This window comes from Roseburia intestinalis L1-82 (genome assembly GCF_900537995.1).
Taxonomy (GTDB): Bacteria; Bacillota; Clostridia; order Lachnospirales; family Lachnospiraceae; genus Roseburia; species Roseburia intestinalis.
In genome coordinates this window covers 3,534,637-3,560,000 of the sequence record NZ_LR027880.1, presented here as the reverse complement: position 1 = coordinate 3,560,000, position 25,364 = coordinate 3,534,637, and the positions used below count along the sequence as shown (strand labels likewise).

Below are 25,364 nucleotides of genomic sequence, written 5' to 3'. Positions count from 1 at the left end.
AAAGGTTCCCTCAGAATGGTCGGAAACCATTTTAAGAGTGCAAAGGCAGAAGGGAGCTTGACTGCGACACCGACGGGTGGAGCAGGTACGAAAGTAGGACTTAGTGATCCGGTGGCATAAAGTGGGATTGCCATCGCTCAACGGATAAAAGCTACCCTGGGGATAACAGGCTTATCACTCCCAAGAGTTCACATCGACGGAGTGGTTTGGCACCTCGATGTCGGCTCATCGCATCCTGGGGCTGTAGCAGGTCCCAAGGGTTGGGCTGTTCGCCCATTAAAGCGGTACGCGAGCTGGGTTCAGAACGTCGTGAGACAGTTCGGTCCCTATCCGGCGCGGGCGGAGGATATTTGAGAGGAGCTGTCCTTAGTACGAGAGGACCGGGATGGACGGACCACTGGTGTATCTGCTGTCGACCAACGGCATGGCAGAGTAGCCAAGTCCGGAAGGGATAAACGCTGAAGGCATCTAAGCGTGAAGCCCCCCTCAAGATGAGATATCCCTCACATAAGTGAGTAAGATCCCTTGAAGAGTACAAGGTAGATAGGGCAGAGGTGGAAGCACGGTAACGTGTGGAGCTGACTGTTACTAATCGATCGAGGGCTTGACCAAATAGCGAACGATGTTCGCATTGGAAGTTGCTTTGCAACTTCACAGTTGGTTGACGGAGTTCTGTATGAAATTTTGAAGGTATCAGAAATACCTTTAGATTATTCCTCGATAGCTCAGTTGGTAGAGCACGCGGCTGTTAACCGCGCTGTCGTAGGTTCGAGTCCTACTCGGGGAGTTTTTTTAATGAAAGAATAAAGATAAGGCTCCGTGGTCAAGCGGTTAAGACATCGCCCTTTCACGGCGGTAACACGGGTTCGATTCCCGTCGGAGTCATTAAGAATATAAATAAAGTATTGACAGATTTATATTCTTGGTATATAGTTAGGCAGTAATATTAATAGCATAAAGTATGTTGTTGATAGAAAACGTGCCGATGTGGCTCAATTGGCAGAGCAGCTGATTTGTAATCAGCAGGTTATCGGTTCGAGTCCGATCATCGGCTTTCAAGATTTGGACCATTAGCTCAGTTGGTTAGAGCAACCGGCTCATAACCGGTCGGTCCTGGGTTCGAGTCCCCGATGGTCCACTAACTAAATAAGGCCTAATGGCTCAGTTGGTTAGAGCGCCGCCCTGTCACGGCGGAGGTCGCGGGTTCGAGTCCCGCTTGGGTCGTTCGTAGTGAAGAAAATACGATATTCTCTACAAGTAATCGCATGGGATCTTAGCTCAGCTGGGAGAGCATCTGCCTTACAAGCAGAGGGTCATAGGTTCGAGCCCTATAGGTCCCATTTGATGAGTTTATCTCATTATGCCGGCGTGGCGGAACTGGCAGACGCGCAGGACTTAAAATCCTGTTGTAGAAATACAGTACCGGTTCGATTCCGGTCGCCGGCATTGTATCTGGTTCTAGATACAATGAATTGAATATGTGTGCGTAGCTCAGCTGGATAGAGCACTTGGCTACGGACCAAGGTGTCGGGAGTTCGAATCTTCTCGCGCACGTATGAAAAGAGACATGATAATATCATGTCTCTTTTTTGGTTTGCGCGCCATGGGCGCGCTCTAATGGGTGAAAGTCCCGAACACGCCTAGGCAACGAGGAAGTGTATAGCAGAACAGCAAGGGTGTCCATCGTGAGGTGGAATCTGAAGGAAGCTGTAAGCAAACTCTTGGTCCGACGGACAGAAATCACATATAAGGCTCGGAAATACGGATAAGTCTGCCAAAAGAGATGAAGTCCTAAAGTTGCTGGAAGTACGAGTAGATGTGGCGGATAGATGAGAGGAAAGAGCGTGCACCTTAAGCGTGGAGGTCTCACAGGGGTTTCATTAGCCTAGTAACAACGAACTGTGAGAAGTCAGCCGAGCCCATAGTAGTGAAGAAGTCTCTGTAATGGAGATAGAGCAAAGGGGCGAACAATCAATAAGTTTGAGTATGTCTCGTATTGCAGAAGAGATAACATCTGCCGTAACCAATCGGGTAAAAGATGGTCAAATCAAGCGGGACGGAAAGGAAAGAACGCATGGACACAAGTAGTCTAATGGAGCAGATACTATCTAACGATAATCTCAACAGAGCATATCTGCAAGTCGTACGAAACAAAGGTGCCGAGGGAGTAGACGGAATGAAGTACACAGAACTCAAGGAATATCTTGCAAAGAACGGCGAAATTATCAAGGAACAGTTGAGGATAAGAAAATATAAACCTCAACCAGTACGAAGAGTGGAGATACCAAAGCCTGATGGTGGTGTCAGAAACCTGGGAGTACCGACAGTAACAGACAGATTCATACAACAAGCTATTGCACAGGTTTTAACACCAATCTATGAGGAACAATTCCATGACCATAGCTATGGATTCAGACCGAACAGATGTGCACAGCAAGCAATCCTTACAGCACTCGATATGATGAATGACGGAAATGATTGGATTGTAGACATTGACTTGGAAAAGTTCTTTGACACAGTAAATCATGACAAACTTATGACTATCATAGGTAGAACTATTAAAGATGGAGATGTTATCTCTATTGTCAGAAAATACCTAGTCAGTGGAATCATGATTGACGATGAGTATGAGGATTCTATCGTGGGAACACCTCAAGGTGGAAATCTCTCGCCATTATTGGCAAATATTATGCTGAACGAACTAGACAAGGAAATGGAAAAGAGAGGACTTAACTTTGTACGGTATGCGGATGACTGTATCATTATGGTCGGAAGTGAAATGTCTGCGAATAGAGTTATGAGAAATATCTCACGATTCATTGAGGAAAAACTAGGACTTAAAGTCAATATGACGAAGAGCAAAGTAGATAGACCAAGAGGAATTAAATACCTTGGGTTTGGATTCTACTACGATACAAGTGCACAGCAATTCAAGGCGAAACCACATGCAAAATCAGTAATGAAGTATAAGAAGAGGATGAGGGAACTCACTTGTCGTAGCTGGGGCGTTAGCAACAGCTATAAAGTAGAGAGACTTAATCAGCTTATCAGAGGATGGATTAACTACTTTAAGATAGGTAGTATGAAAACTCTCTGTAGAGAACTTGATGGAAACATTAGATATAGAATACGCATGTGTATTTGGAAACATTGGAAAACACCACAAAACAAAGAGAAGAATTTGGTTAAACTCGGCGTTCCAAGATGGGCGGCACATAAAGTGGCAAATACTGGCAATCGGTATGCACACATGTGTCACAATGGATGGATACAAAAGGCTATAAGCACAAAGAGACTAACTTCATTTGGATTAGTCTCAATGTTAGATTACTACACCGAAAGGTGTGTTACTTGTTAAGTTGATTGAACCGCCGTGTACCGAACGGTACGCACGGTGGTGTGAGAGGTCGGGAAATCACTCAGATTTCCCTCCTACTCGATTCATAGAAAATTGCATGTAATTTGTCGCATGAAATCTTTTGTTGCGAAATATACAAAAACAGTATAAAATATTTTTAAAAAAGCATCGTATCGTAAAAGAACGAGAGCAGGAGGAAAATAAAATGCTTCAGGGAAAGACAGTACTTCTTGGTGTAACAGGAGGGATTGCAGCATACAAGATGCCGAATGTGGCGCGGATGCTAAAGAAAATGCATTGTAACGTACATGTTCTGATGACACAGAATGCAACAAACTTTATTACAGCAACAACATTTGAAACACTGACCGGCAATAAATGTCTGATTGATACATTTGACCGTAATTTTGAATTTTCGGTGGAACATGTTGCATTGGCAAAGCAGGCAGATCTTGTATTACTTGCACCGGCAACTGCAAATGTGATTGGTAAGATAGCAAACGGGATTGCGGATGATATGCTGACTACGACAGTGATGGCATGTACCTGTAAAGTACTGGTTGCACCGGCGATGAATCATAATATGTATCACAATTCGATCGTGCAGGAGAATCTGGAAAAACTGAAGCGGCATGGGTATGAGATGATAGATCCGGTATGCGGCATGCTTGCAAATGGTGATACCGGTGATGGAAAACTTCCGTCTGAAGAAACGCTGGTGGAGTATGTTTTAAGGGAACTGGCATTTGAGAAGGATATGCAGGGACTGAAAGTACTGGTAACAGCAGGACCGACACAGGAAGCAATCGACCCGGTACGTTTTATATCAAATCATTCTACCGGAAAGATGGGGTATGCCATAGCAAAGAACGCAATGTTAAGAGGTGCAGAAGTGACACTGGTTACAGGCAGGACGGCATTAGAACCGCCGATGTTTGTAAAAACGGTTCCCGTAACATCTGCAAAAGATATGTATCAGGCGGTCATGGAATGTGCAAAAGAACAGGACATTATCGTAAAGGCTGCGGCAGTGGCAGATTACACACCGGCGCATACCGCAGATGAGAAAATTAAAAAATCAGAAGGTGAGTTATCACTCGCACTGGAAAAAACGACGGATATTCTTGCAGAACTCGGAAAAAATAAAGGCAATACGGTCTTATGTGGATTTTCCATGGAAACAGAGCATATGTTGGAAAATTCCAGGGCAAAACGCAAAAAGAAAAATCTTGATATGATCGCTGCAAATAATTTAAAACAGCAGGGAGCCGGATTTGCTGGTGATACCAATGTGCTGACTCTGATTACAGAAGACTGGGAAAAAGAACTTGCACTTATGAGTAAGGACGAAGCAGCAAAATGTCTGCTAGATGAATTGTTAAAAATTAAGAAAAACAAAAAATAATGGCGGTGTAAAACAAAAAGTGTTGCAGCGTGAAAAGCTGACAGGAGACAGGATATATGGAAACGATTAAAGTACAGAAAAATCAGATCATTGCAAAACAAAAAGAAAAAGTAAAAGCATGGTATTTAATTTTAGAAGGTTCGGTCGTACAGAGAAATTCCTATGCGAGGATTGTTCTGAACAAAGAAAGTGTGATCGGTGTCTCGGAAAAAGACCGGTTTTTGTGCGATTATATTGCGAGAGAAGATTCTGTGCTTGCAGTTTTTCCATACAATACAGCAGATGATCTGATCAATGCATTAAATGGGCAGGAGAGTATGAGAGGCACGCTTCTTCGTGCTGCATTAAAGCAGCGGCAGATGCTGCTTGAGATGTATGCTGGATTTAAAAATCTGGTAAGACAGTTCCATACGTTTGTGGAAACGGAATATAACGATTATACCATGCTCTGCAGTCAGATGCGTATCGATGGACAGGGGTTTACGAGGATGGACAACTTTAAACCGCTTGATATGGTACATATGGCAGAAAACTGGGAGGTTAATAACAGTACAAGCCTTACAAAAAAAGGATATCTTGATGAATACATAAAACTCATGCAAAAAGACGACAGTCTCTGTATCGGGGCTATTATGGAGGCTTCCTATCAGACAAGGCGAGTGATGCAGGGAATTATCGAGATGGTTGATTATTTAAAATATAATCAGGATATCCTGTTATCAGAATCTGAAAACGATTTATTCCATCTTTATTTTGAACTTGTAATACAGGCGGAAATGAATCATTATGATGTGACGCCGTTAAAAGAACGTATGGATAAAATTGCGGAAGTGATCCGCAAATTAAATATCTATGATGACAAACTGGTATCCTATCGTCTGAATGAATACAAAAATCACGACTTTACCCAGTATGCGATGGATGAGTTTGCGACGCCGGGGGAAGATGATAATGTTTCGGATGATGAGTGGGATGAAGAGGAAGAAGAGTCAGAAGACTGCTTAGAACATATCCTGACCTATGCCGGATATACACCGGAACGGATCGAAGATATGCGTAATCTGATCCGGAAATACAGGGAGCTTCCGGATATGCTTTCCACGGATGCGGAAGTGTTCCAGCTTAGAAAACAGCTTTCACAGGTCTTTTATGATGCATATTATAAAGTATTTATGAATGTGATGAAAGATGATGATGAACCGACACCGATCATAGAGATGTTTTTGAATTTCGGATTTATGGATGTACAGATGGTAGGTGAGGATAATGCCAATATCCTTTACGATCTGACAGAACATTTAGAACTTTGCAATTCAGAGCATATTTTTACTATTTTTGAATGGTTAAAAACGATTTATAACGGTCAGAATGAACCGTCAAAAAACGAATTTGACTTAGATTATGCGGGCTATCTGGCAGAACTGAAAAAGACCGGAAAAGTAAATGAAAAACAGATGCGCGATTATGCGAATAACCGTGAGATGAAGGTAAAATTTGAGATACAGAATATGTTTACTTCCGGAAACCGTGTTACATACGGCAGAGTTTCAACATTCTGTCCGATCCTTGGCGAAAATGATCTGATCAATTCCGTTGATAAGATGCTCGTTACGGCACAGAAAATCGAGGATGCCATGAATAAAGTGCGGAAAGTTGATTTTTCCGTATTTTACAGAGGCGTTGTATTTTCTGATCCGGACAAGGGAATCAATCGCGAGGAGATCATGAAAGAGGTACTTCCGAATATTATTCTGATGCCGAACGCTGGAACAAGAGCTATGATGTGGCAGGAAACAGCGGGGGTCAGACGTGATACACCGGCAAGATATATGTTCCCTATTTTTACGGCAGTTGATCTCGATGATATGATGGTTGAAACGACCGGCCGTTACCGTTGGGAGATCTGTCGTAAAATTCAGGGGGTTCATTGGAATGATATCCGCGATAAATCCCTGACGGCAGAGTATTGTGATTATATTCAGTTTTATAAGAAGAATCATGATCTTTCGACTGAGGCAAAAGAGAAGATAAAAAGTGCATTGCTTCGTGGAAAAAATAATTACCGCGAGGTGTTTGTGAAAGATTATCAGAACTGGATCAAATATGAATCAAAGGGAAGCTTCCGTTTAAATAAAGTTTCAAGAGAGATCCTTGTGACATACTGTCCATTTTCCAAGGAGATCAGAGAAGAGTTAAAGTCCAATCCGATGTATCAGAATGCATGGCAGAGATATGATATTTTAATTACGAAAAAGATTCAGCGTATCAAGGGAGTCTATGATAAATATCAGAAGGCCGGTGGTAAGATCACGGATGAACTGAAGGATAATTTAGAATATTATATGATGTAATTGTATGTATAATTTATGATGTAACTGTATGTATAATTTAGAGAATTTCTTCCCATAATATTCTTGCAATAAAAGTTTCATGTAATTAAAGTTTCATGTACCCAAAATTGCGTGTAAGAAAGATTATGCGTAATCAGAATTGGGTGTAAGGAAAATTGCATGTAAGCGAAATTGTAGTAAACAAGGTGCAGAACAGCACCGGAATGGAGAAAGAAATGGCAAAGAATGCAGACAATGCAAACAGTGGATCTAATTGCAGAAACAGTTACGAGGACAGCTATGAGAATAGTTATGAGCAGAACAGCTCAAAAAATAAGTCTTCCAACAAAGCAACAAACAGCAACGGACAGAATAAATCCGGACAGAACAGTACAGGTTCTAACGTATCAAAATAAGAACACGGGTACCGGAAACTGCATATAATGTAAGGAAAAAACATTAGCAGAAGAACAGATTACAGGGCAGAGCTTTGTAATCTGTTTTTATTTCGGAGGGAGTATGGCTTTTTTTACGATCCATCCACGCGAGATGGAACAGATTATTTTAAATAAGCATGCCCTGGTTTTGGATGTAAGGGAACGGGAATCTTACCGGGAAGGGCATTTTAGGGGAGCATACTGTTGTCCATATGAGGAGATCGATGGGTGGATGCGGCATTTTAACAGAAATAGAACACTATTAGTTTACTGTGAATATGGCAGTACGAGTCTTTTAGCAGCAAGACAGCTTTCAAAATGTGGCTATGAGGTGTATACCGTTGTTGGAGGAATGCAGGCAATCAGACGCTATAATGGTTATGATTAACATTGACAGGGTATTTTAGAACGGATAATATAGTACTAAGGTAAAAGAAACAGTTAAGGAGAATTCATGAAAACATATGAGCTTGTGGTACCGTGCCATTTTGGGTTAGAGGCGGTATTGAAAAGAGAGATTTATGATCTTGGCTATGAGATAGGCAGAGTAGAAGACGGAAGGATCACATTTACCGGAGATGAGGAAGCAATCTGCCGGGCGAATATTTTCCTGCGCACGGCAGAACGTGTCCTGATCCAGGTGGGACGTTTTCATGCAGAAACGTTTGAGGAATTATTTCAGGGAATCAAAGCGCTTCCATGGGAAAATTATATCCCGGAAAACGGTAAGTTCTGGGTTAAAAAAGCATCCTCCATCAAGAGTAAACTGTTCAGTCCGTCCGATATTCAGTCGATCGCGAAAAAAGCGATGGTGGAGCGGTTAAAGCAGCAGTATCATAAGGAGTGGTTCCCGGAGGATGGGGCGCCGTACCCGGTGCGTATTTTCCTGCTAAAGGATGAAGTGATGGTGACACTTGATACATCAGGGGATTCTCTGCACAAAAGAGGATACCGTACTTTAACGAGCAAGGCTCCGCTGACGGAGACACTTGCGGCATCCCTGCTTATGCTGACACCGTGGAGACCGGACCGTATTCTCGTGGATCCGTTTTGTGGAAGTGGTACATTTCCGATTGAGGCGGCAATGATCGCTGCTAATATTGCACCGGGAATGAACCGTGAATTTACGGCAGAGCAGTGGACAAACATCATTGACCGTAAGGTGTGGTATGAATGCGTAAAAGAGGCACAGGACATGGTAAATGATGACATTACCGTGGATATCCAGGGATATGACATTGACGGTGATGTGGTTAAGGCGGCGCGGGAGAATGCAAAACGTGCAGGAGTTGACCACCTGATCCATTTCCAGCAGAGACCAGTGGCAGAACTGCACCATCCAAAGAAATACGGTTTTATCGTGACAAACCCGCCATACGGAGAGCGTTTAGAGGATAAGGCGGATCTGCCGGAATTATACAGTCAGATCGGGGAGGCTTACCGCAGACTGGATGCATGGTCTATGTATCTGATCACCAGTTATGAGGACACCGAGCGTTACATAGGACGGAAGGCAGATAAAAACCGCAAGATCTACAACGGAATGTTAAAGACGTATTTTTATCAGTTTATGGGACCGAAACCGCCAAAACGGGATAATTTTCATTAAGGAGATTCTGATTCATGCATTATTCGAAAAGATTTATTGCCTTTGGTGGAATTGTGGCGATTGCTTTTTTGATAAAATATAATATACCTGGTGCTGAGTATGAGCAGATCGGCAGTTTCCGCGGAGCGAGTTTAGAAGCAGAAACCTGGAATCCGCTGATTGCATCAAGTGTGAATGATAATCTGCTGTCTGTGATCATTGATAATAAACAGTATACCAATGAGAAATACAAATTTTATATGGATGACAATTTAGACATTATGATGCCTGTTTCCATTTTGCGGGATGCCTTAAACTGCAGCGCACATATTTATGACGGGGACAGGCTTGTGGTGGAAAAACATTCCAGCGACATATCATTTTCCCTGGATCAGGAGACTGCGACCGTGAATGGGGACATTGAAAAGATCACTTCTCCGTTTACCATGATAGATAATGAGTATTATGTCAGTCTCAATGATCTCTCACAATATATGGATTATACATATAGCTGGAACATGCAGGAAAATGAGGCACAGGCTGCGGATAATTCAGATGCGTCGATCGTGCCGACCAGTTATGATCTGCGGACGAAAAACCGGACATCAGAAGTGCGTAATCAGGGAAGTTATGGAACCTGCTGGTCATTTGCGGCGTTAGGGGCGCTGGAATCATCGCTTCTGCCGGAGGAGAGTGAGCAGTATTCTGTGGATCATATGACACTCTGTAACGGATTTAATATGACGCAGAATGACGGTGGGGAATATACCATGGGAATGGCATATCTTGCAGCATGGAAGGGACCTGTCTATGAAAAAGATGATCCTTATGGAGATAATCAGACAAATGAGGATCTTACCGCGGTAAAACATGTGCAGGAAATGCAGATCATTGAAAGCAAAGATTATGAAAAGATCAAGGAAGCTGTATTCAAATACGGCGGAGTACAGACATCCATTTACAATGCACTGCGCAGTTCACAGTCTTCCTCCCCATATTATAACAAAAGCACAGATGCATACTGCTATATTGGTACAGAGAAACCAAACCATGATGTGGTGATCGTCGGATGGGATGATTCTTATTCTAAGGATAATTTTAACACTGATCTCGAGGGTGATGGAGCATTTATCTGTCAGAACAGCTGGGGAGATAATTTCGGGGAAAACGGCTTCTTTTATATTTCCTATTATGATACAAATATTGGAACACATAATGTTGTTTATACGGATATAGAAAACACGGATAATTATGATCACATTTATCAGAGTGATCTGTGCGGATGGGTTGGACAGCTTGGTTATAATAAAGACAGCATCTACGGTGCCAATGTATTTACCGCAGAGGGGAATGAAACCTTAAAGGCGGCATCTTTTTATGCGACTGGAAAAGACTCACAGTACGAATTATATGTGGTGCGTCAGTTTGAAGATGAGACATCGTTGGAGAAGATGATTCCGGTTGCGTCCGGCAAGCTTGGGAATGCCGGTTATTATACCGTTGACTTTAACCAGGGAATTGAAGTGGATGCGGGGGAGCGTTATGCGGTTGTTCTGTATATAATTACACCCGGATCCGTACATCCGATGGCAATCGAGTATGCTGCGGATGAAGCGACTGAAAATGTAGACTTAGATGATGGAGAGAGCTATATCAGTGCAAATGGCTCGAAATGGGTGAGTGTTGATACCGTAGAGAAATCCAATCTCTGTATCAAGGCATTCAGTGATAATCGATAGAAAGCAGTTATTACATGGAAGATAAAATATTAAAATTTGCGACAGCAGTTGTTGTGGTGCTTACTGTGGCAGTCTGCATTGGACTTCCGTTTTTTCCACAGATCCATACCTGGGCAGTGGAATCGCGGGAAGAGCGTTTAGCAGAGCAGGAATATGCGGAAAACCAGACAGAGATGAAAGATCTTGAAATTGTTGCTGCAGATACATCAGAACAGGTTCATGGCGGACAGCTGCAGTTGAAACTGCCGGAGGGCATAAATGGATCTGATATTCAATTTACAAATGATTATGTGACACAGACGATAAAAATCAGCATTCCGGGAACAGACCGCTCTTATTTTGAAAACGGACCGATTACGGGAAGCAGTAATCACATTGCGACACTTTCTTATTCCAGCAAGGGAGAAGATGGTGTGATAGAGATCGTAATGGATCATGTTTATGAATTAAAAACGGAATATGACAGTGCATATTATTATTTTGATTTTTTGACACCGCAGGAAGTGTATGATAAAGTAGTCGTAATCGATGCGGGGCATGGAGGCCGTGCGCCGGGAGCGAACAAACAGGGGGTCAATGAAAAAGAAATTGATCTTGATATTGTGCTTCAGTTAAAAAAGATACTTGATGAGGATGATCACAATATCGGTGTTTATTATACCAGAACCGACGACAGCAACCCTACTTTTGATCAGAGGGTACAGCTTGCAAATAAGTCGGACGCCGATCTTTTTATCAGCGTACATAACAATTCCACAAACAGTGGAAGAATGTCCTCGGCAAATGGTACAGCAGTCATGTATAACGAGTCGGATGAGAGCGAACTTGGAAGTAAGCGGCTGGCACAGATCTGTTTAGAGGAAGTAACGGGACAGTTACAGAGCAGAAACCGTGGTCTTGTTGAGGGAGACAGTATCTATATTATAAGGACAAGCAAGGTTCCGGTTGCGCTGATCGAGGTTGGATTTATGACCAATCAGCAGGAGCTTGATCTGCTGCGGTCGGAGGATTATCAGAAAAAAGCAGCACTTGGTATCTATCATGCGATATTGCGTGCATTTGAAGAAGGATATTAGTGTGAAAACCAATGTCATACAGGGAAATGGAGAAGCGGAATGAACAGAATTATTTTTGCGACCGGAAATGCCGGTAAAATGAAAGAAATCAGAGAAATTTTAGGGGATATGGATGCAGAGATCCTGTCTATGAAAGAAGCCGGGATCCAGACGGATATCGTGGAAAACGGGACGACATTTGAGGAAAATGCCAGAATAAAAGCAAAGGCAGTGGCCCAGTTTACAAAAGATATTGTCCTTGCAGATGATTCCGGACTTGAGGTGGATTATCTGAATAAGGAACCAGGCGTATATTCTGCCCGCTATATGGGGGAAGATACCTCTTATACGATCAAAAATCAGGCAATTTTAGACCGGTTAAAAGGTGTGCCGAAGGAAAAGCGTACGGCTCGTTTTGTCTGTGCGATCGCTGCTGCAATGCCAAATGGAGATGTGCTGGTTACAAGAGAAACGATAGAAGGTTATATCGGAGAAAAACCTGCAGGAAGTAACGGGTTTGGATATGACCCGATTTTTTATGTGGATGAGTTTGGATGTTCCACTGCAGAGCTTACGGAGAAACAGAAAAATCAGATCAGCCACAGGGGAAAGGCGCTGCGCGCCATGAAGGAAAAATTGAATCAGTATGGAATCTGATGTATAAAAACGGGGATTGGAAATACATAGGATGGGGCAGGTAGCCTTATGAGAGTACTGGTTATTAGTGATACGCATAAAAAACATGAAAATTTAAAAGTTGTTTTAGAGAGAGTTTCGCCGGTGGATCTTGTGATCCATCTCGGGGATGCGGAAGGGTATGAAGACTATATTGGGGAGCTTTGTGGCTGTCCATTAGAAATTGTGGCTGGAAATAATGATTTTTTCTCTTCTCTGCCACGTGAAAAGGAGATCATGGCAGGAAATTACCGTGTGTTTATGACACACGGACATTATTACTATGTCGGATCAGGGATAGAGGATTTAAAGCGTGAGGCTTTAGCGCGGGGCGCGGATGTCGCAATGTTCGGGCATACACATATTCCGCTGATCGAATACGGGGACGGAATCGTTGTCATGAACCCTGGAAGTATTTCCTATCCGCGACAGGAGGGAAAACGCCCTTCGTATATCCTGATGGACATTGATAAAAAGGGTATGGCGCATTATGAAATCGAGTATTTATAGAAAAAATTAAAAAAATTGAAAAAATATAAAAAAAAGTGTTGACATTTATGTTTGCGTCCTATATAATAACTCTTGCGTCACGGATGAGACGGAAAAGACAAGCACTTGAATGACTTGCTTTTCAGGATAAAAATTCATATCGGGGTGTGGCTCAGCTTGGCTAGAGCGCCTGGTTTGGGACCAGGAGGTCGCAGGTTCGAATCCTGTCACCCCGATCGTGTGCGGGTGTAGTTCAATGGTAGAACACCAGCCTTCCAAGCTGGATACGTGGGTTCGATTCCCATCACCCGCTTTCCATTTGCAAATTATTATGGAAAGCATAATATATAACAGATTTTTTATGAAGATATGCAACCTGTTATAGTGCAGATGTGATAAATGTGTTCGTAGCTCAGCTGGATAGAGCAACGGCCTTCTAAGCCGTGGGTCGGGGGTTCGAATCCCTTCGAGCACATTTCCTTATTTTAATAAGGTGTCAGGCTTTATAGCCGTATGGTGGGTATAGCGCAGTTGGTTAGCGCGCCAGATTGTGGCTCTGGAGGCCCAGGGTTCGAATCCCTGTATCCACCTTTGTTGCGACTAGTGCAACAGGTTTGAAATATGACAACATCTTAGGATGTTGATCTTATATTTCTTGTTGGGCTATCGCCAAGCGGTAAGGCACTGGATTTTGATTCCAGCATTCGCAGGTTCGAATCCTGCTAGCCCAGCTTAAATTAAAAATATGGGATATTAGCTCAGTTGGTAGAGCACTTGACTTTTAATCAAGTTGTCCGGGGTTCGAATCCCCGATGTCTCACGATTTGAAAATGCGGAAGTGTTGATTTTTCAGCACTTCCGTTCTTTTTTATGCTTTTTCGATTGGGTTGGGTGTGGGTTGGAGAGTATCTGTTTTTTTCATGTCCACATTGTGTCCGCAGGATCATGTATCTTATGGATGGCAAGTTAGTGTAATGATAATGTATGCCAAGGGAGGCAAAAATGAACCAGTTTTCATCAGATAAACCACAAGTATTTATTCCGCCTGCGTTTGAAGATTTTCGGGGATATCTGTCTGTTCCGTATGACAGGGATGTTCCATTTCAGGTCTGTCAGATCAACCAGGGATACAGCAGAGAGGCATTTACGCTGCGGGGACTGCATTTTCAGATGGGGGAGCATGCACAGGCAAAAATGGTTTCCTGCCTGCATGGTTCGATTTTTAATGTTGCCGTGGATTTAAGACCGGGAAAATGTTTTGGGTATTCATACAGTGAAGTTTTATCTTTTGAAAACCGGAAAATGATGTATATTCCAAAGGGGTTTGCCCACGGGTATCTGACATTGGAGGATGACACACTGATGCAGTGGTGTGTGGATCAGGATTTTTGCGGGGAGACAGCACAGGCCGTGCGGTATGATGACCCGGATCTCGTCTGGAAAGGCGAAGCATGGACAAAGGGAGAATATATCATTTCAGAAAAAGATAAAAATGCCATGTGGCTGGGAGAGCTGCTTTTAGACAGATAAGTATATTTAGAAAAAAGTAGATTTTTGCTGTATAGGAATTGATATTTAGACAGATAAAAGAAAAATACCCCGGGCAGATGCCCGGGGCATATATTTCTGGCAGTCAGTCTGCCGGAAAAGTGCACAAGCTATTATTAACAACCGAGGTTAAAATATTTGCAGATAGCATTAAATAACTCGGAACAGCTATTGAAATTAAAACACATAGTTTCGTCCTCCTTATTTTTATTTTGATTGCGATGATCCTGCAATCTTTTGTGTGTATCGGCCGATCACATAAAAGATTGTAACAATTATGTAACATTTTCGCAATAGGAGCATTATGGCAGGAATGGAAGGGATTAGGATGTGAGTTAGTTGGAAAAAAATAAAAGTATCAACCAAATATCTGTGATAAAAAGCTTGTGGTATGACCAGATTTTTGCTAATATGGTCAAAGATAAATGAAAGGTGGTATTTTGGTATGCATATGGCAGATGCGTTGGTTGCACCGGCAGTTGCAACAACAATGTATCTTTGTTCAGCGGCGGCTGGCGGATATTCAGTAAGACAGGTAAGGGCATTAAATGAACCTAAAAAGGTTCCGGTTATGGGGGTGATGGGAGCGTTTGTTTTTGCAACCCAGATGATCAATTTTACGATTCCGGGAACAGGGTCATCCGGACATCTGTGTGGTGGTATGCTTCTCTCCGCACTGCTTGGACCGTATGCGGGATTTCTTACGATGATCGGAGTCCTTTTGATACAGTGTCTGCTGTTTGCAGACGGAGGGCTTTTAGCGCTTGGCTGTAATATATGGAATATGGCATTTTATGGGTGCTTTATCGGGGCCCTGCTGATCTGGAAACCGATGATGCGCCGTGGGGCATCCAAAAAGAAAATCGTTGCAGCATCTGTGCTTGGCTGTGTCCTGACGCTGCAGCTTGGAGCATTTTCCGTTACATTAGAGACGTTAGCTTCCGGTATCACGGAGCTTCCATTTCAGACATTTGTTGCAGTGATGCAGCCGATCCATCTGGCAATCGGTCTGGTAGAAGGACTGATCACGGCAGCAGTGCTTTGCTTTGTCTATGAGGCAAGACCGGAGCTGCTTTGGGGAACGGATGAAAGTACACAGAGACAAAAAGCACGTTTTTCTTTGAAAAAGACAGTTGCGATCCTTGCAGTTTTAACCGTTTGGATCGGTGGAGGTCTCTCTTTGTTTGCTTCGGCAAATCCGGACGGACTGGAATGGTCTATGGAGAAAGTTGCCGGAACCACAGAGCTAGATGCCAAAGGGGCGGCATATCAAAAGGCAGCAGATATCCAGGAGTGGACAGCGCTGCTTCCGGATTATGCATTTAAAAACAGTGAGAGCATGGCAGGAACATCGTTTTCGGGTGTGGCAGGAGCTGCGGTAGTTGTGGCTGTCTGTGTTGGAGGCTGCTATTTGTTTAAATTTTTTGGAAAGAATCAAAAACATGAGTAAAATTCAAAAGGCAGTTTCTGAGATCAAAAGTATCGAGGAACTGGCAAATGAAGACAGGTGGGTGAACCAGGTTCACCCACTTGTAAAATTGTGTGTGACAATTTTGTATATAGGGACGGTCGTTTCCTTTTCGAAGTATAACCTGAGCGGACTGCTTGTGATGGCAGTTTATCCGGTTATTCTTTTTATTATGAATGATATTTCGGTGAAGGATGCGCTGTGGAGAATGCGGGTCGTGCTGCCGCTTGTCTGTGTGGCAGGAATATTTAACCCTTTTTTTGACAGGCAGGCTGTCATGACAGTGGGACAGATTGAAATTACCGGCGGAGTGATTTCCATGCTGACGCTGATGTTAAAAGGTGTTTTTACGGTTTCGGCATCGTATCTTCTGATCGCTACGACGACGATTGAAAAAATCTGCTGTGCACTTGAGATATGCCATCTTCCAAAGTCTCTTGTGATGCAGGTGTGGCTGATCTACCGGTATATTTCCGTTTTGCTGGCAGAGACGCAGAGGGTCGTGCAGGCGTATGAACTTCGGGCACCGGGACAGAAGGGCATTCATTTTAAAGTGTGGGGATCGCTGATGGGCCAGATGCTGCTTCGGAGTATGGATCGGGCGGAGGTGATCTATGAGAGTATGTGCCTGCGTGGTTTTGATGGGGTATTCAGATTAAAAAAAGAGATACGGTTTTGTGCCAGGGATGCAGTGTATCTTGTTTTATGGATCGTGATATTTGCTGTATTGCGGTATTTTGCGGTTGGACAGATGATAGGAACGATGTTTTAGCAGTCAAAGAAAGTTGACGGTTCTGTGACAGATTGAAAAGAGAGGACATAAGTATATGGGACAGATTAATATAGAAGTAACACATCTGAATTTTTCTTATGAAAAACAAAACCCTATCCTGCAGGATATTTCATTTACAGCAGACGGACAGGCATCGATTGGTGTGGTCGGCGCAAACGGGGCGGGAAAGTCCACACTTTTAAAATTACTTGTCGGTCTGTATTTCCCGGACTCCGGAAGTATCCGCATCGGGGATGTGCCGTTGCAGAAAGAAACGTTAGCACAGATCAGAAAAATAGCTGGCTATGTATTTCAGGATTCTGAGAGTCAGCTTTTTATGCCAAATGTATACGAGGATGTGGCATTTGCCCCGCAGAATTACGGCCTTCCGGAAGAAGAGGTCGCATACAGAACGAAAATGGCGCTTGCTGCAGTCCATATTGGGCATCTTGCAAAAAAACCGATCCACAAATTATCGGGTGGGGAAAAGAAACTGGCAGCGATTGCGACAATCCTTTCCATGAAACCGGATATTATCCTGATGGATGAGCCGTCGGCGGCACTTGATCCGCAAAACCGCAGAAATCTGATCCGGGTATTAAATGAATTTTCTTATTTGAAACTCATAGCTTCGCACGATCTGGATTTTGTGTGGGATACCTGTGACAGAACGATTTTATTGTCTGAGGGCAGAATTGTGTGTGATGGGGATACCAGGGAGATTTTAAGTGATCGTAAGCTGCTGGAGACACATGGCCTGGAACTGCCGTTATCTTTGTACCGAAAGTAAACTGCCGTTATTTACTCTGAGCAGCAGAGGTGCGGGCTAAGATGCAGGTGAAAAAATACTTGCAATTTTGTGAGTGCTAAGATATAATGGCAAAGTGGTTCGCGGGTGTGGCGGAATTGGCAGACGCGCTAGATTTAGGTTCTAGTGTCCCCGACGTGCAGGTTCAAGTCCTGTCACCCGCATTGATTTAAAATAGCCGGAAAGTCGAGATTTTATTGTAAAATCAAGGTTTTCCGGCTATTGTTTTAATCTAAAATACTCGAATATGTATGATTATGAGTTGCATGGATTGGTGATCTGTATAGTAATACACAGCAGAATTATACGGGATATGAACACAGTAAAAAGTGAAACAGATTTTATATGAAAAAGGCGGATAGAAAATCAGCAGAAAAAATATATAGGGAAAAAGCAGGGGGGAATTTTGTGCGTATTGACCAGAAATGAAGGGTAACCTCAGATGGAATGCTGATAACTGGATTGTTTATAAAAATGCATAGATAAAAAAGTTAAAGCGAAATCCCTGTAATAAAAGTAAAATAATTGAGGAAATTTGTATAATATGGTAAAATAATGGCAAGGAAGTTTCAAAAATGTATATAGAAAAATCCATATACATCATGTTTGTAAACTCCGGAATGAAAGTATGGAAGCGGGAGGAACAATTTATGAACAATGTGAAAGTACAGACGAAGCTGATTATCGTAATGTTGGCGACGATAGTGGCACTGGTGTTGTGTGCTGTTATTTCATCGGAAAGCATGAAACAGCTGCAGAGTAAAGCACTGGAAACGCTGGAAGCAGATGAGCGCGCATCTTACGACGAACAGATCAAACAGCAGGTGGACAATGTGATTTCGCTCTGCCAGACAATTTACGATCAGTATCAGGCTGGTGTGTATACGGAAGAGGAAGCAAAGAAATTGGCAGCAGATGAGATCAGACAGCTTCGTTATGGAGATGCCGGATATTTCTGGGTGGATCAGTATGACGGAACCAATGTGGTGCTTTTAGGAAATGACACGGAAGGCACCAATCGTATGGAGACGAAAGATGCCAATGGATACCAGATGGTAAAAGAGATCATCCGTGTCGGTCAGGAGGCAGACGGAGGATACACGGATTATGTATTCCCGAAAGAAGGAGAGACAGAACCTTCTCCGAAGCGTTCCTACAGTAAGGCATTTGAACCGTTTGGATGGGTGATCGGAACCGGAAATTATACGGATTATATTGATGATCAGGTAGCATCAATTGAAAAAGATTTTTCTTCTTATGTTACAGGCAGGATGACACTGTTTATTATCTCAACGTTGATTGAGGGAATAATAGTAGTTTTATTGCTGATTATGATCATTATCAGCATCATCAGACCACTGAAAAAATGTATCAGTTCCATCGGTGTCATGGAACAGGGCGATTTTTCACAGGCAATGGGAACGGCACTGTTAAAGCGCCGCGATGATTTTGGAAAACTCGCAGCATCTTTAGAGTCCATGAGAAATGAGATGAGCGGACTGATCGGTGAGGTCAAGAGTCAGGCAACTGAGATCACCAGAATGGTACAGGAGATCGATGATAATATTCAGGCATTAGACGAAGAAATCGAGAATGTTTCCGCAACGACGGAAGAGCTTGCAGCGGGTATGGAAGAGACAGCGGCTTCCTCCGAAGAGATCAATGCAATGTCCCATGAGATCGAAAGTGCAGCAAAGAGTATTGCAACACGTTCACAGGACGGTGCAACGGAAGCAGATGATATCCGTGACCGTGCCGTAGGTATTAAAAAGACAACAACAGAAAATGATGAGCGTACCAAGGCAATCCATGCCGAGATCAATGAGGGACTGACAAAAGCACTTGAAGATATCAAGGTAGTCGATCAGATCGGTGTTCTTGCAGAGTCCATTATGGAGATTACCGGACAGACCAACCTGTTAGCACTCAATGCTTCAATTGAGGCAGCGCGTGCAGGAGAGGCAGGAAAGGGATTTGCAGTTGTTGCGGATGAGATCAGGGTACTTGCCGAGCAGTCAAAGGCAGCAGTTGTACATATCCAGGATGTGACAAAGAATGTTGTGGAATCGGTAACAAATCTTGCAGACGGAGCAAAGAAGTTGTTAGAGTTTGTTGGAACCGACGTGGTAGACAGCTTTGCGGGATTCTCCGATATGGCGGATTCCTACAGCAATGATGCAGGTAAGATTGATGGATTGGTAACTGATTTTTCTGCATCCTCAGAGCAGCTGTTAGCATCGATCAACGGCGTTATGGATGCCATCGGCGAGGTAAGCAAGGCGGCTACAGAGGGAGCAACCGGTACAAACGATATCGCAGAGAAGACAGGTGTTGTGGTAGAGAAGGCAGCCGAGATTAAAGAAAAAGCGGAAGCAACTCATCATGCAGCAGATAAGTTACAGCAGAACGTAGAGCATTTTATTGTATAAGGAATAAAAGTAAATAAGAAGAAATTAACAGGCACAAATAATAAAACAGCGGGTAACAACAAGAAAAGAAGTTGTTATCCGCTGTTTTATTTATGACATATGAGATTTACTCACCCTGGTAATTGTTTTGTACATACTGTTCGACCGCTGTATTATCCTCTGGCATACGGCAGCCGACGATAAAGACGTTCTCATTGTCTGTGCTTCGGATGATATGACCTTCTAACTGGCGGGCATTTTCCACCGGAAGATCAGGAATCGATAAGGTGATATCAGAACCGATCGCACTGGAAAAGAAATTATCACGGACACTGAATGCAAAGCCGCCGGCACTGATGTTGATCATCTGACCGTTATATTGTTTACCGTTCTGTTTTACCGTGATCGTACACTTGTTAGAGATCGGCATACGAGGATATTTACGCCGGTTAACAACCTTCGGGTTGGTTGTAACTGTAATCTTATACATATCGGACGACTGACCACGCATCGTGGTGATCTCAGCATTTTCCCAGATATACAATGCGTTTGTCACGGAGATCTGCAGTTCGTAGGTAAAATTCCTGTTTCTGGTATCGATCGAACTTCCGGAAGGAACATGCAGACGTGCCGTGATTCCACCATCTAAGGATTCTGTCACTTCGCCGTGAGCGGTGAAAGAAGAGCTTCCGTTCTTTGCAATCAGGACGACTTTCATGCCGGGTCTGGCATCGCCGATTCCCATGAAACCTCCGGTACCAAGCTCACCCATCAGTTTTCCGACAATGGTTTCGATCTTGTTTACGTTGATGGCAGATTCTTCATATTTACTCAGCATGGTGCGGGAAACATCGTCTGACTGGTTGATACATTTTGTCATGACACCCATGGTATCGCAGACCTGTTTCATGTTGTCGACCATGTCCTGATTGGAGGATTCCACATCTTTCATGGCACCGTCGATTACTTTAATGTTTTCACCGAGTGTTGTTGAGTCCTGCGTAATACTGGAAACACTTTCTTTTACGAGTGTTAGTTTTTCACGTGTTGTCTGGATAAGTTCAAGTGTCTGCGTGATGGACTGTGTCATTTTTCCGGAAGTCTCATCTAAATGGGTCAACGCATCACGAATGCGGCCGGATGAATTTTTGGTCTCCACGCTGAGCCCCTGAATCTGGTCAGCTACAACGGCAAAGCCTTTTCCGGCAGCACCGGCTCTGGCGGCTTCGATGGAGGCGTTTAAGGCGAGGAGGTTTGTCTGGAAAGTAATTCCTTCGATCGTTCCGGTCTCTTCCTTTACCATATCAAAATCCTGTTTGAAGTTCTCTAAAACCTGTTCGACATGCGCGGACAGATCAGCCATTGTGTTGGTGGTTGTCACAACATCGGCAAGCTCTTCGGCACTTAAGTTTGCATGCTCGATGGATTCCTGAATCAGATTTACCATCTTTTCGATCAGAGCTGCCACATTTTGCACCTGCATGTTGATATCGGAGGTTTTATCCATGGAGGACATCGTTTTTGTATAAAGAATATCGTTATTCTGGGTAAGCTCTTCCATACTTTTTACAACGGAATCAGCTCCTTGCCTGTTTTCATCAGCAAGTTCGCGGACAACAGTGACACCATCAACAATGGAACTGCTGGCGCCTTTTACCTGTCCGACTGTTGTTACCACGCGGTCTAAATTGTCCCGGATGGAGTTGACGAGTGCACCGTCAGATTCGTTTAAATGGTCAATGGAAACAACGTAGCAGATATAGCAGAGCAATATCGTGGAAATCTGAAGATAGTAATCGTTCAGTACGATACTCGGGTTGATTCCATACATATTATGTAAAACAAGATGGACAATTACGATGATCTCATTGGCAATACCACACCGGATCATGTACTTGCGATCCTTAAAAAGAATCAGCATACTTGTCAGAGGCAGGATATAGCCGAAAGCGATCGCGGAATCCGTGGTAAGGATGACGTAAGTATAAAACGAACCGTAACCGACGGCAACGATTTCCTTGTATACAGAAGAAGCTTTTCCATTGATCTTTAGTACGAGAATACCAATGAAAAAGGGAACCCATGCCATGAGAAGAAAGGTTGTGTAATATTTTGCTGAGTGAAGCCCCTGGGATGTCTCAGAGCCATAGGACAAAGTCATGATGGCGATTAAGATCAGCCAGACCGTGCGCGCTTTTGCATTTGACTTTGCTTTGAAATACGATTCGTTATACTCCATAAAATCTCTCCATTCCTGCCCGTTTTTCAGGGCATCATAAGTTTGTGCGTAAGCACAAATCTTGCGTGTGAAAAATCTTATTTTTCACACTATTTTCATTCTGTGTAAGTTAGGACTAAAGTAACACCTTTAATCAGATTTTAAGTTTATAGCGGGGTACTGTCAATCCTTTAAAGCAATAAAGACTGAAAATGATCTTTTTCCTTTTCCCAGTTCTCATTAAGCCAGTCCACGACCTGGAGCTTTCCGTCCTCTGTAAAAGGAAAGGTGGCAGAGCTTTTTAAGGAATCATCTGTGACTGCAAAGTTATAGGGACCCGGCCAGTAAGTGGCACGGAAAATGTCATGATCGGACTCTTCCTCATGGTCCTTCTGGATCAGGTAGCGCATGCCTTTGTAGCTGCCGGTAAATTTTTCTTTTTTATAGAAATTAAGGTTTAATATGTCCTCCGGTGTGATCATGGTGATGTCTCCTTTATAAATAAAAATGAATGGGATTACAAAGTATCTCTATTATAACAGCTGCAGACAGAGATGGAAAGCAGCATAACGGTGAAATGCATATAATATAGAAGAAACAGGAAAAGGTGAAATCTATAACGGAATATAAATATTCCCAATAATTAAAATAATGAAAAAAAATTCATACATTTAGGAAGGTTCTTGAATGATAATGCAAAAGAATGGAAATTAGTGGAAAAAGCGTTATATTTATACATGTCTGAAAATGAGAAAAAGTATTGACAAAAAACGGCTCGCATGTATAATAAAAAAAGTGTTGTTCGTCGGGAACAAACAGTTGTATATTTTTAAAGTGCAACGGGCAAAGAGGTCTGTTGGCACTTTTTTTGCTTATACAAAAATATTTTAGCGCGATAACGTGCTACAACGATAATGTTATAAAGACGCCGTGGCGTTTTTATATAGAACAATTTTCTATAAGGAGGAACTATTATGAAAAAGAAACTGATTTCTCTTTTTCTGATCGGTGCCATGACTACCGGAATGGTAGCAGGATGCGGTTCAGGAAACAGCAATGCTGATGCGGGAAACAACGCTTCTTCTGACAACGCTGCTGTAGAAGGTACAGAGGCAGCTGCAGACGGAACAGAGAGTACTTTTAACGGTACTTACAGCAACAAACAGGTAATCTTAGGCGAGAGTTCTGAGACAAGTGGAGATATTACTCCATTCTGGGCAAACGGTGCTTCTGATTACGATGCATTCAAATTAGTTACAGGTATGGCTCCGATCGACAAAGACCAGACAGGTAAATGGATCGAGAACCCGGCTGTTCTTGACAATCTGGAAGTAACAGATAACGAGGACGGAAGCAGAACTTACACTGTTAAGATCAAGGACGGCTTAAAGTTCAGTGATGGTTCTGATATCAATGCAGATGATTACTTATTAACATACATGTTAAGATGCAATGAGATGGTTACGGATCTCGAAGCAAGCAACTTAACAGACAGTACTGTTCAGTATGTAAAAGGATATGATGCATATTTAAATGGTGAGAGCGATACATTCGAAGGACTTCATCTGATCGATGACAAGACTTTTTCTGTAACGATCGATGCACAGTTTATGCCATATTACTATGGACAGGCTTTGATCTCCAACGAGCCGGAGTCTATGGACTTATGGTTACCGGAAGATGTTACTTTAGAGGATACAGAGAATGGTGTGAAATTCTCTGACAACTTTACTTCTGAGTACATCGGAGACAAAGTACAGGCTGCAAGATATGACTACAATATCTGCTCCGGTCCTTACATGTTCACATCTTATGATGAGAACTCTTATGCATACACACTGACAAAGAACCCGAATTTCCCGGGTAACTTCGAGGGACAGACAGCAAATATCGAGACTGTTATCGTAAAATATACACCACAGGATACTATGATGGATCAGTTAAAGACCGGTGCTGTTGATATCTTATATCAGGTAGCAGACGGCGATCAGATCGAACAGGGTCTTGACATGGTAGAAGAGGGTAACTTCAATTACTTAAGCTATGGCCGCGCAGGTTATGGAATGATTTCTCTCAAATGTAATCAGGGACCGACCCAGTTCAAAGAAGTACGTCATGCAATGGCTTACTTACTTGACCGTGTAACATTTGCACAGACATTCACAGGCGGACATGGTACTGTTGTAAGCGGACCTTATGGTACGCAGCAGTGGATGGCTGAGGAATATGCAGAAGAATTAGACGGATTAAACTCTTACACATACAGCCTTGACTCTGCAGTCAAAGAGTTAGAGGACGGCGGCTGGGTATACAACGAAGATGGTTCTGATTACTCAGGTTCCGGAATCCGTTATAAGAAATTAGACGATGGTACTTACATGCCGTTAGTCATCGAGTGGTTCTCTTCTGAGAATAACTCTGTATCTGACCTGCTTGTAACTTCCTTACAGCAGAACCCGGATGTAGAAGCAGCAGGTATGAAGATCAACCAGACTGTTGGTACTTTCACAGACTTACTGACCTATTACTATGATAACTCAACGGAGAACCCATATCAGATGTTCAACTTAGCAAGTGGTTTCGGTAACCCTTATGATGTTGCATTCCAGTATGAGCCGGGCTCTTCTAACAACACCAACGCATTAGAGGGCGAAGAAGGACAGAAACTGTATGATCTTGCACTTGCCATGAATCATACAGAAGAAGGTGATGATGAGGCATATGCAAAAGCATGGTTCGATTTCATCGCTGACTGGAATGATGAGCTTCCTGAGATTCCGCTGTACTCCAATGATTACCATGATTTCTTCACATCAAAGCTTCATGACTTTGAAGAAGATGGATACAACTGGGATGCAACAAACGCAATTCTGTATGCAAACATGGAGTAATTGATTCTGATTAGAATATTTCATTTCAATGTAATATTTTATTCCATGTGAAATTTTACCGGTATGTGGCGTGGGGCATAAGTCCCGCGCCCATGCGGTATATATTCCGGCAAATTCTTTGATCGTTTCTTTTGGAATGGGATCAAAGGGGCATGTCAGGATTTTGTTCCTAAGG

General features: G+C 43.0%; 18 protein-coding genes, 15 tRNA genes and 1 rRNA gene (1 of these 34 running past the window's edge). 32 read left to right on the top strand and 2 right to left on the bottom strand.

Annotated elements, in window-relative coordinates; translation table 11 throughout:
- The 31 genes from RIL182_RS16720 to RIL182_RS16570 form a co-directional block, all read left to right on the top strand.
- Positions 1-612 (top strand): 23S ribosomal RNA (locus RIL182_RS16720) (it extends 2,281 nt beyond the left edge of the window).
- A 102-nt stretch (positions 613-714) separates the two neighbouring features.
- Positions 715-787 (top strand) — tRNA-Asn (locus tag RIL182_RS16715).
- 26 nt (positions 788-813) lie between these two features.
- Positions 814-885, top strand: a tRNA-Glu gene (locus tag RIL182_RS16710).
- 96 nt (positions 886-981) lie between these two features.
- Positions 982-1,054, top strand: a tRNA-Thr gene (locus tag RIL182_RS16705).
- A 10-nt stretch (positions 1,055-1,064) separates the two neighbouring features.
- Positions 1,065-1,138, top strand: a tRNA-Ile gene (locus RIL182_RS16700).
- 12 nt (positions 1,139-1,150) lie between these two features.
- A tRNA-Asp gene (locus RIL182_RS16695) sits at positions 1,151-1,224 on the top strand.
- 43 nt (positions 1,225-1,267) lie between these two features.
- Positions 1,268-1,340 (top strand) — tRNA-Val (locus tag RIL182_RS16690).
- Positions 1,341-1,362: 22 nt separating this feature from the next.
- Positions 1,363-1,446, top strand: a tRNA-Leu gene (locus RIL182_RS16685).
- Positions 1,447-1,480: 34 nt separating this feature from the next.
- A tRNA-Arg gene (locus RIL182_RS16680) sits at positions 1,481-1,554 on the top strand.
- 520 nt (positions 1,555-2,074) lie between these two features.
- Positions 2,075-3,358, top strand: a complete 1,284-nt coding sequence (ltrA, locus tag RIL182_RS16675; RefSeq protein WP_157351184.1) for a group II intron reverse transcriptase/maturase — start codon at positions 2,075-2,077, stop codon at positions 3,356-3,358.
- A 205-nt stretch (positions 3,359-3,563) separates the two neighbouring features.
- Entirely contained in the window at positions 3,564-4,763 is a 1,200-nt protein-coding gene (gene coaBC, locus RIL182_RS16670) for a bifunctional phosphopantothenoylcysteine decarboxylase/phosphopantothenate--cysteine ligase CoaBC (RefSeq protein WP_015559741.1), read from the top strand.
- A 56-nt stretch (positions 4,764-4,819) separates the two neighbouring features.
- A complete protein-coding gene (locus RIL182_RS16665; RefSeq protein WP_006855720.1) occupies positions 4,820-7,114 on the top strand; it encodes a cyclic nucleotide-binding domain-containing protein in 2,295 nt (764 codons plus the stop codon).
- 215 nt (positions 7,115-7,329) lie between these two features.
- Entirely contained in the window at positions 7,330-7,509 is a 180-nt protein-coding gene (locus RIL182_RS16660) for a hypothetical protein (RefSeq protein WP_022111718.1), read from the top strand.
- Positions 7,510-7,612: 103 nt separating this feature from the next.
- Positions 7,613-7,918: a rhodanese-like domain-containing protein gene (locus tag RIL182_RS16655; RefSeq protein WP_006855718.1), complete on the top strand. Its 306-nt coding sequence runs from the start codon at positions 7,613-7,615 to the stop codon at positions 7,916-7,918.
- Positions 7,919-7,984: 66 nt separating this feature from the next.
- Positions 7,985-9,139, top strand: coding sequence for a THUMP domain-containing class I SAM-dependent RNA methyltransferase (locus tag RIL182_RS16650; protein WP_006855717.1), 1,155 nt, complete (start codon positions 7,985-7,987; stop codon positions 9,137-9,139).
- A 14-nt stretch (positions 9,140-9,153) separates the two neighbouring features.
- A complete protein-coding gene (locus RIL182_RS16645; protein WP_015559744.1) occupies positions 9,154-10,857 on the top strand; it encodes a lectin like domain-containing protein in 1,704 nt (567 codons plus the stop codon).
- A 14-nt stretch (positions 10,858-10,871) separates the two neighbouring features.
- Positions 10,872-11,933, top strand: a complete 1,062-nt coding sequence (locus tag RIL182_RS16640; RefSeq protein WP_006855954.1) for an N-acetylmuramoyl-L-alanine amidase family protein — start codon at positions 10,872-10,874, stop codon at positions 11,931-11,933.
- 39 nt (positions 11,934-11,972) lie between these two features.
- The gene (locus RIL182_RS16635) at positions 11,973-12,569 is read left to right on the top strand and encodes an XTP/dITP diphosphatase (protein WP_006855953.1); all 597 of its coding nucleotides are present in this window, start codon (positions 11,973-11,975) and stop codon (positions 12,567-12,569) included.
- Between the two features lie 48 nt (positions 12,570-12,617).
- A complete protein-coding gene (locus RIL182_RS16630; RefSeq protein ID WP_006855952.1) occupies positions 12,618-13,097 on the top strand; it encodes a metallophosphoesterase family protein in 480 nt (159 codons plus the stop codon).
- A 140-nt stretch (positions 13,098-13,237) separates the two neighbouring features.
- Positions 13,238-13,312: transfer RNA gene (locus RIL182_RS16625), tRNA-Pro, on the top strand.
- Between the two features lie 6 nt (positions 13,313-13,318).
- A tRNA-Gly gene (locus RIL182_RS16620) sits at positions 13,319-13,389 on the top strand.
- An 88-nt stretch (positions 13,390-13,477) separates the two neighbouring features.
- Positions 13,478-13,551 (top strand) — tRNA-Arg (locus RIL182_RS16615).
- A 41-nt stretch (positions 13,552-13,592) separates the two neighbouring features.
- Positions 13,593-13,666, top strand: a tRNA-His gene (locus RIL182_RS16610).
- Positions 13,667-13,735: 69 nt separating this feature from the next.
- Positions 13,736-13,807, top strand: a tRNA-Gln gene (locus RIL182_RS16605).
- Between the two features lie 16 nt (positions 13,808-13,823).
- A tRNA-Lys gene (locus RIL182_RS16600) sits at positions 13,824-13,896 on the top strand.
- Positions 13,897-14,078: 182 nt separating this feature from the next.
- Positions 14,079-14,606 carry a dTDP-4-dehydrorhamnose 3,5-epimerase family protein gene (locus tag RIL182_RS16595; RefSeq protein ID WP_242655478.1) on the top strand — a complete coding sequence of 176 codons (528 nt, stop codon included), beginning with the start codon at positions 14,079-14,081 and terminating at the stop codon, positions 14,604-14,606.
- A gap of 463 nt (positions 14,607-15,069) precedes the next feature.
- A complete protein-coding gene (locus RIL182_RS16590; protein WP_015521121.1) occupies positions 15,070-16,074 on the top strand; it encodes an energy-coupling factor ABC transporter permease in 1,005 nt (334 codons plus the stop codon).
- Positions 16,067-16,864, top strand: a complete 798-nt coding sequence (gene cbiQ, locus RIL182_RS16585) for a cobalt ECF transporter T component CbiQ (RefSeq protein WP_006855948.1) — start codon at positions 16,067-16,069, stop codon at positions 16,862-16,864. Before RIL182_RS16590 ends, cbiQ begins: the two co-directional genes overlap by 8 nt.
- A gap of 55 nt (positions 16,865-16,919) precedes the next feature.
- Positions 16,920-17,654 (top strand): energy-coupling factor ABC transporter ATP-binding protein, encoded by a 735-nt coding sequence (locus RIL182_RS16580; RefSeq protein WP_006855947.1) that lies wholly within the window; start codon positions 16,920-16,922, stop codon positions 17,652-17,654.
- A gap of 101 nt (positions 17,655-17,755) precedes the next feature.
- A tRNA-Leu gene (locus tag RIL182_RS16575) sits at positions 17,756-17,836 on the top strand.
- Between the two features lie 486 nt (positions 17,837-18,322).
- Entirely contained in the window at positions 18,323-20,101 is a 1,779-nt protein-coding gene (locus RIL182_RS16570) for a methyl-accepting chemotaxis protein (RefSeq protein ID WP_242655477.1), read from the top strand.
- Between the two features lie 106 nt (positions 20,102-20,207).
- Here RIL182_RS16570 and RIL182_RS16565 read toward each other — a convergent pair whose 3' ends face one another.
- The gene (locus tag RIL182_RS16565) at positions 20,208-22,319 is read right to left on the bottom strand and encodes a methyl-accepting chemotaxis protein (protein ID WP_006855944.1); all 2,112 of its coding nucleotides are present in this window, start codon (positions 22,317-22,319) and stop codon (positions 20,208-20,210) included.
- A gap of 170 nt (positions 22,320-22,489) precedes the next feature.
- The gene (locus tag RIL182_RS16560) at positions 22,490-22,780 is read right to left on the bottom strand and encodes a hypothetical protein (protein ID WP_006855943.1); all 291 of its coding nucleotides are present in this window, start codon (positions 22,778-22,780) and stop codon (positions 22,490-22,492) included.
- A gap of 492 nt (positions 22,781-23,272) precedes the next feature.
- Here RIL182_RS16560 and RIL182_RS16555 point away from each other — a divergent pair, with 492 nt between their 5' ends.
- Positions 23,273-25,189 (top strand): ABC transporter substrate-binding protein, encoded by a 1,917-nt coding sequence (locus RIL182_RS16555; protein WP_006855941.1) that lies wholly within the window; start codon positions 23,273-23,275, stop codon positions 25,187-25,189.
- The last annotated feature ends 175 nt before the right edge of the window (positions 25,190-25,364 follow it).

Coding starts and splice junctions, on each gene's coding strand:
- ltrA (WP_157351184.1), top strand. CDS start 2,075: ATGGACACAAGTAGTCTAATGGAGCAGATACTATCTAACGATAATCTC.
- coaBC (WP_015559741.1), top strand. CDS start 3,564: ATGCTTCAGGGAAAGACAGTACTTCTTGGTGTAACAGGAGGGATTGCA.
- RIL182_RS16665 (WP_006855720.1), top strand. CDS start 4,820: ATGGAAACGATTAAAGTACAGAAAAATCAGATCATTGCAAAACAAAAA.
- RIL182_RS16660 (WP_022111718.1), top strand. CDS start 7,330: ATGGCAAAGAATGCAGACAATGCAAACAGTGGATCTAATTGCAGAAAC.
- RIL182_RS16655 (WP_006855718.1), top strand. CDS start 7,613: ATGGCTTTTTTTACGATCCATCCACGCGAGATGGAACAGATTATTTTA.
- RIL182_RS16650 (WP_006855717.1), top strand. CDS start 7,985: ATGAAAACATATGAGCTTGTGGTACCGTGCCATTTTGGGTTAGAGGCG.
- RIL182_RS16645 (WP_015559744.1), top strand. CDS start 9,154: ATGCATTATTCGAAAAGATTTATTGCCTTTGGTGGAATTGTGGCGATT.
- RIL182_RS16640 (WP_006855954.1), top strand. CDS start 10,872: ATGGAAGATAAAATATTAAAATTTGCGACAGCAGTTGTTGTGGTGCTT.
- RIL182_RS16635 (WP_006855953.1), top strand. CDS start 11,973: ATGAACAGAATTATTTTTGCGACCGGAAATGCCGGTAAAATGAAAGAA.
- RIL182_RS16630 (WP_006855952.1), top strand. CDS start 12,618: ATGAGAGTACTGGTTATTAGTGATACGCATAAAAAACATGAAAATTTA.
- RIL182_RS16595 (WP_242655478.1), top strand. CDS start 14,079: ATGAACCAGTTTTCATCAGATAAACCACAAGTATTTATTCCGCCTGCG.
- RIL182_RS16590 (WP_015521121.1), top strand. CDS start 15,070: ATGCATATGGCAGATGCGTTGGTTGCACCGGCAGTTGCAACAACAATG.
- cbiQ (WP_006855948.1), top strand. CDS start 16,067: ATGAGTAAAATTCAAAAGGCAGTTTCTGAGATCAAAAGTATCGAGGAA.
- RIL182_RS16580 (WP_006855947.1), top strand. CDS start 16,920: ATGGGACAGATTAATATAGAAGTAACACATCTGAATTTTTCTTATGAA.
- RIL182_RS16570 (WP_242655477.1), top strand. CDS start 18,323: ATGAACAATGTGAAAGTACAGACGAAGCTGATTATCGTAATGTTGGCG.
- RIL182_RS16565 (WP_006855944.1), bottom strand. CDS start 22,319: ATGGAGTATAACGAATCGTATTTCAAAGCAAAGTCAAATGCAAAAGCG.
- RIL182_RS16560 (WP_006855943.1), bottom strand. CDS start 22,780: ATGATCACACCGGAGGACATATTAAACCTTAATTTCTATAAAAAAGAA.
- RIL182_RS16555 (WP_006855941.1), top strand. CDS start 23,273: ATGAAAAAGAAACTGATTTCTCTTTTTCTGATCGGTGCCATGACTACC.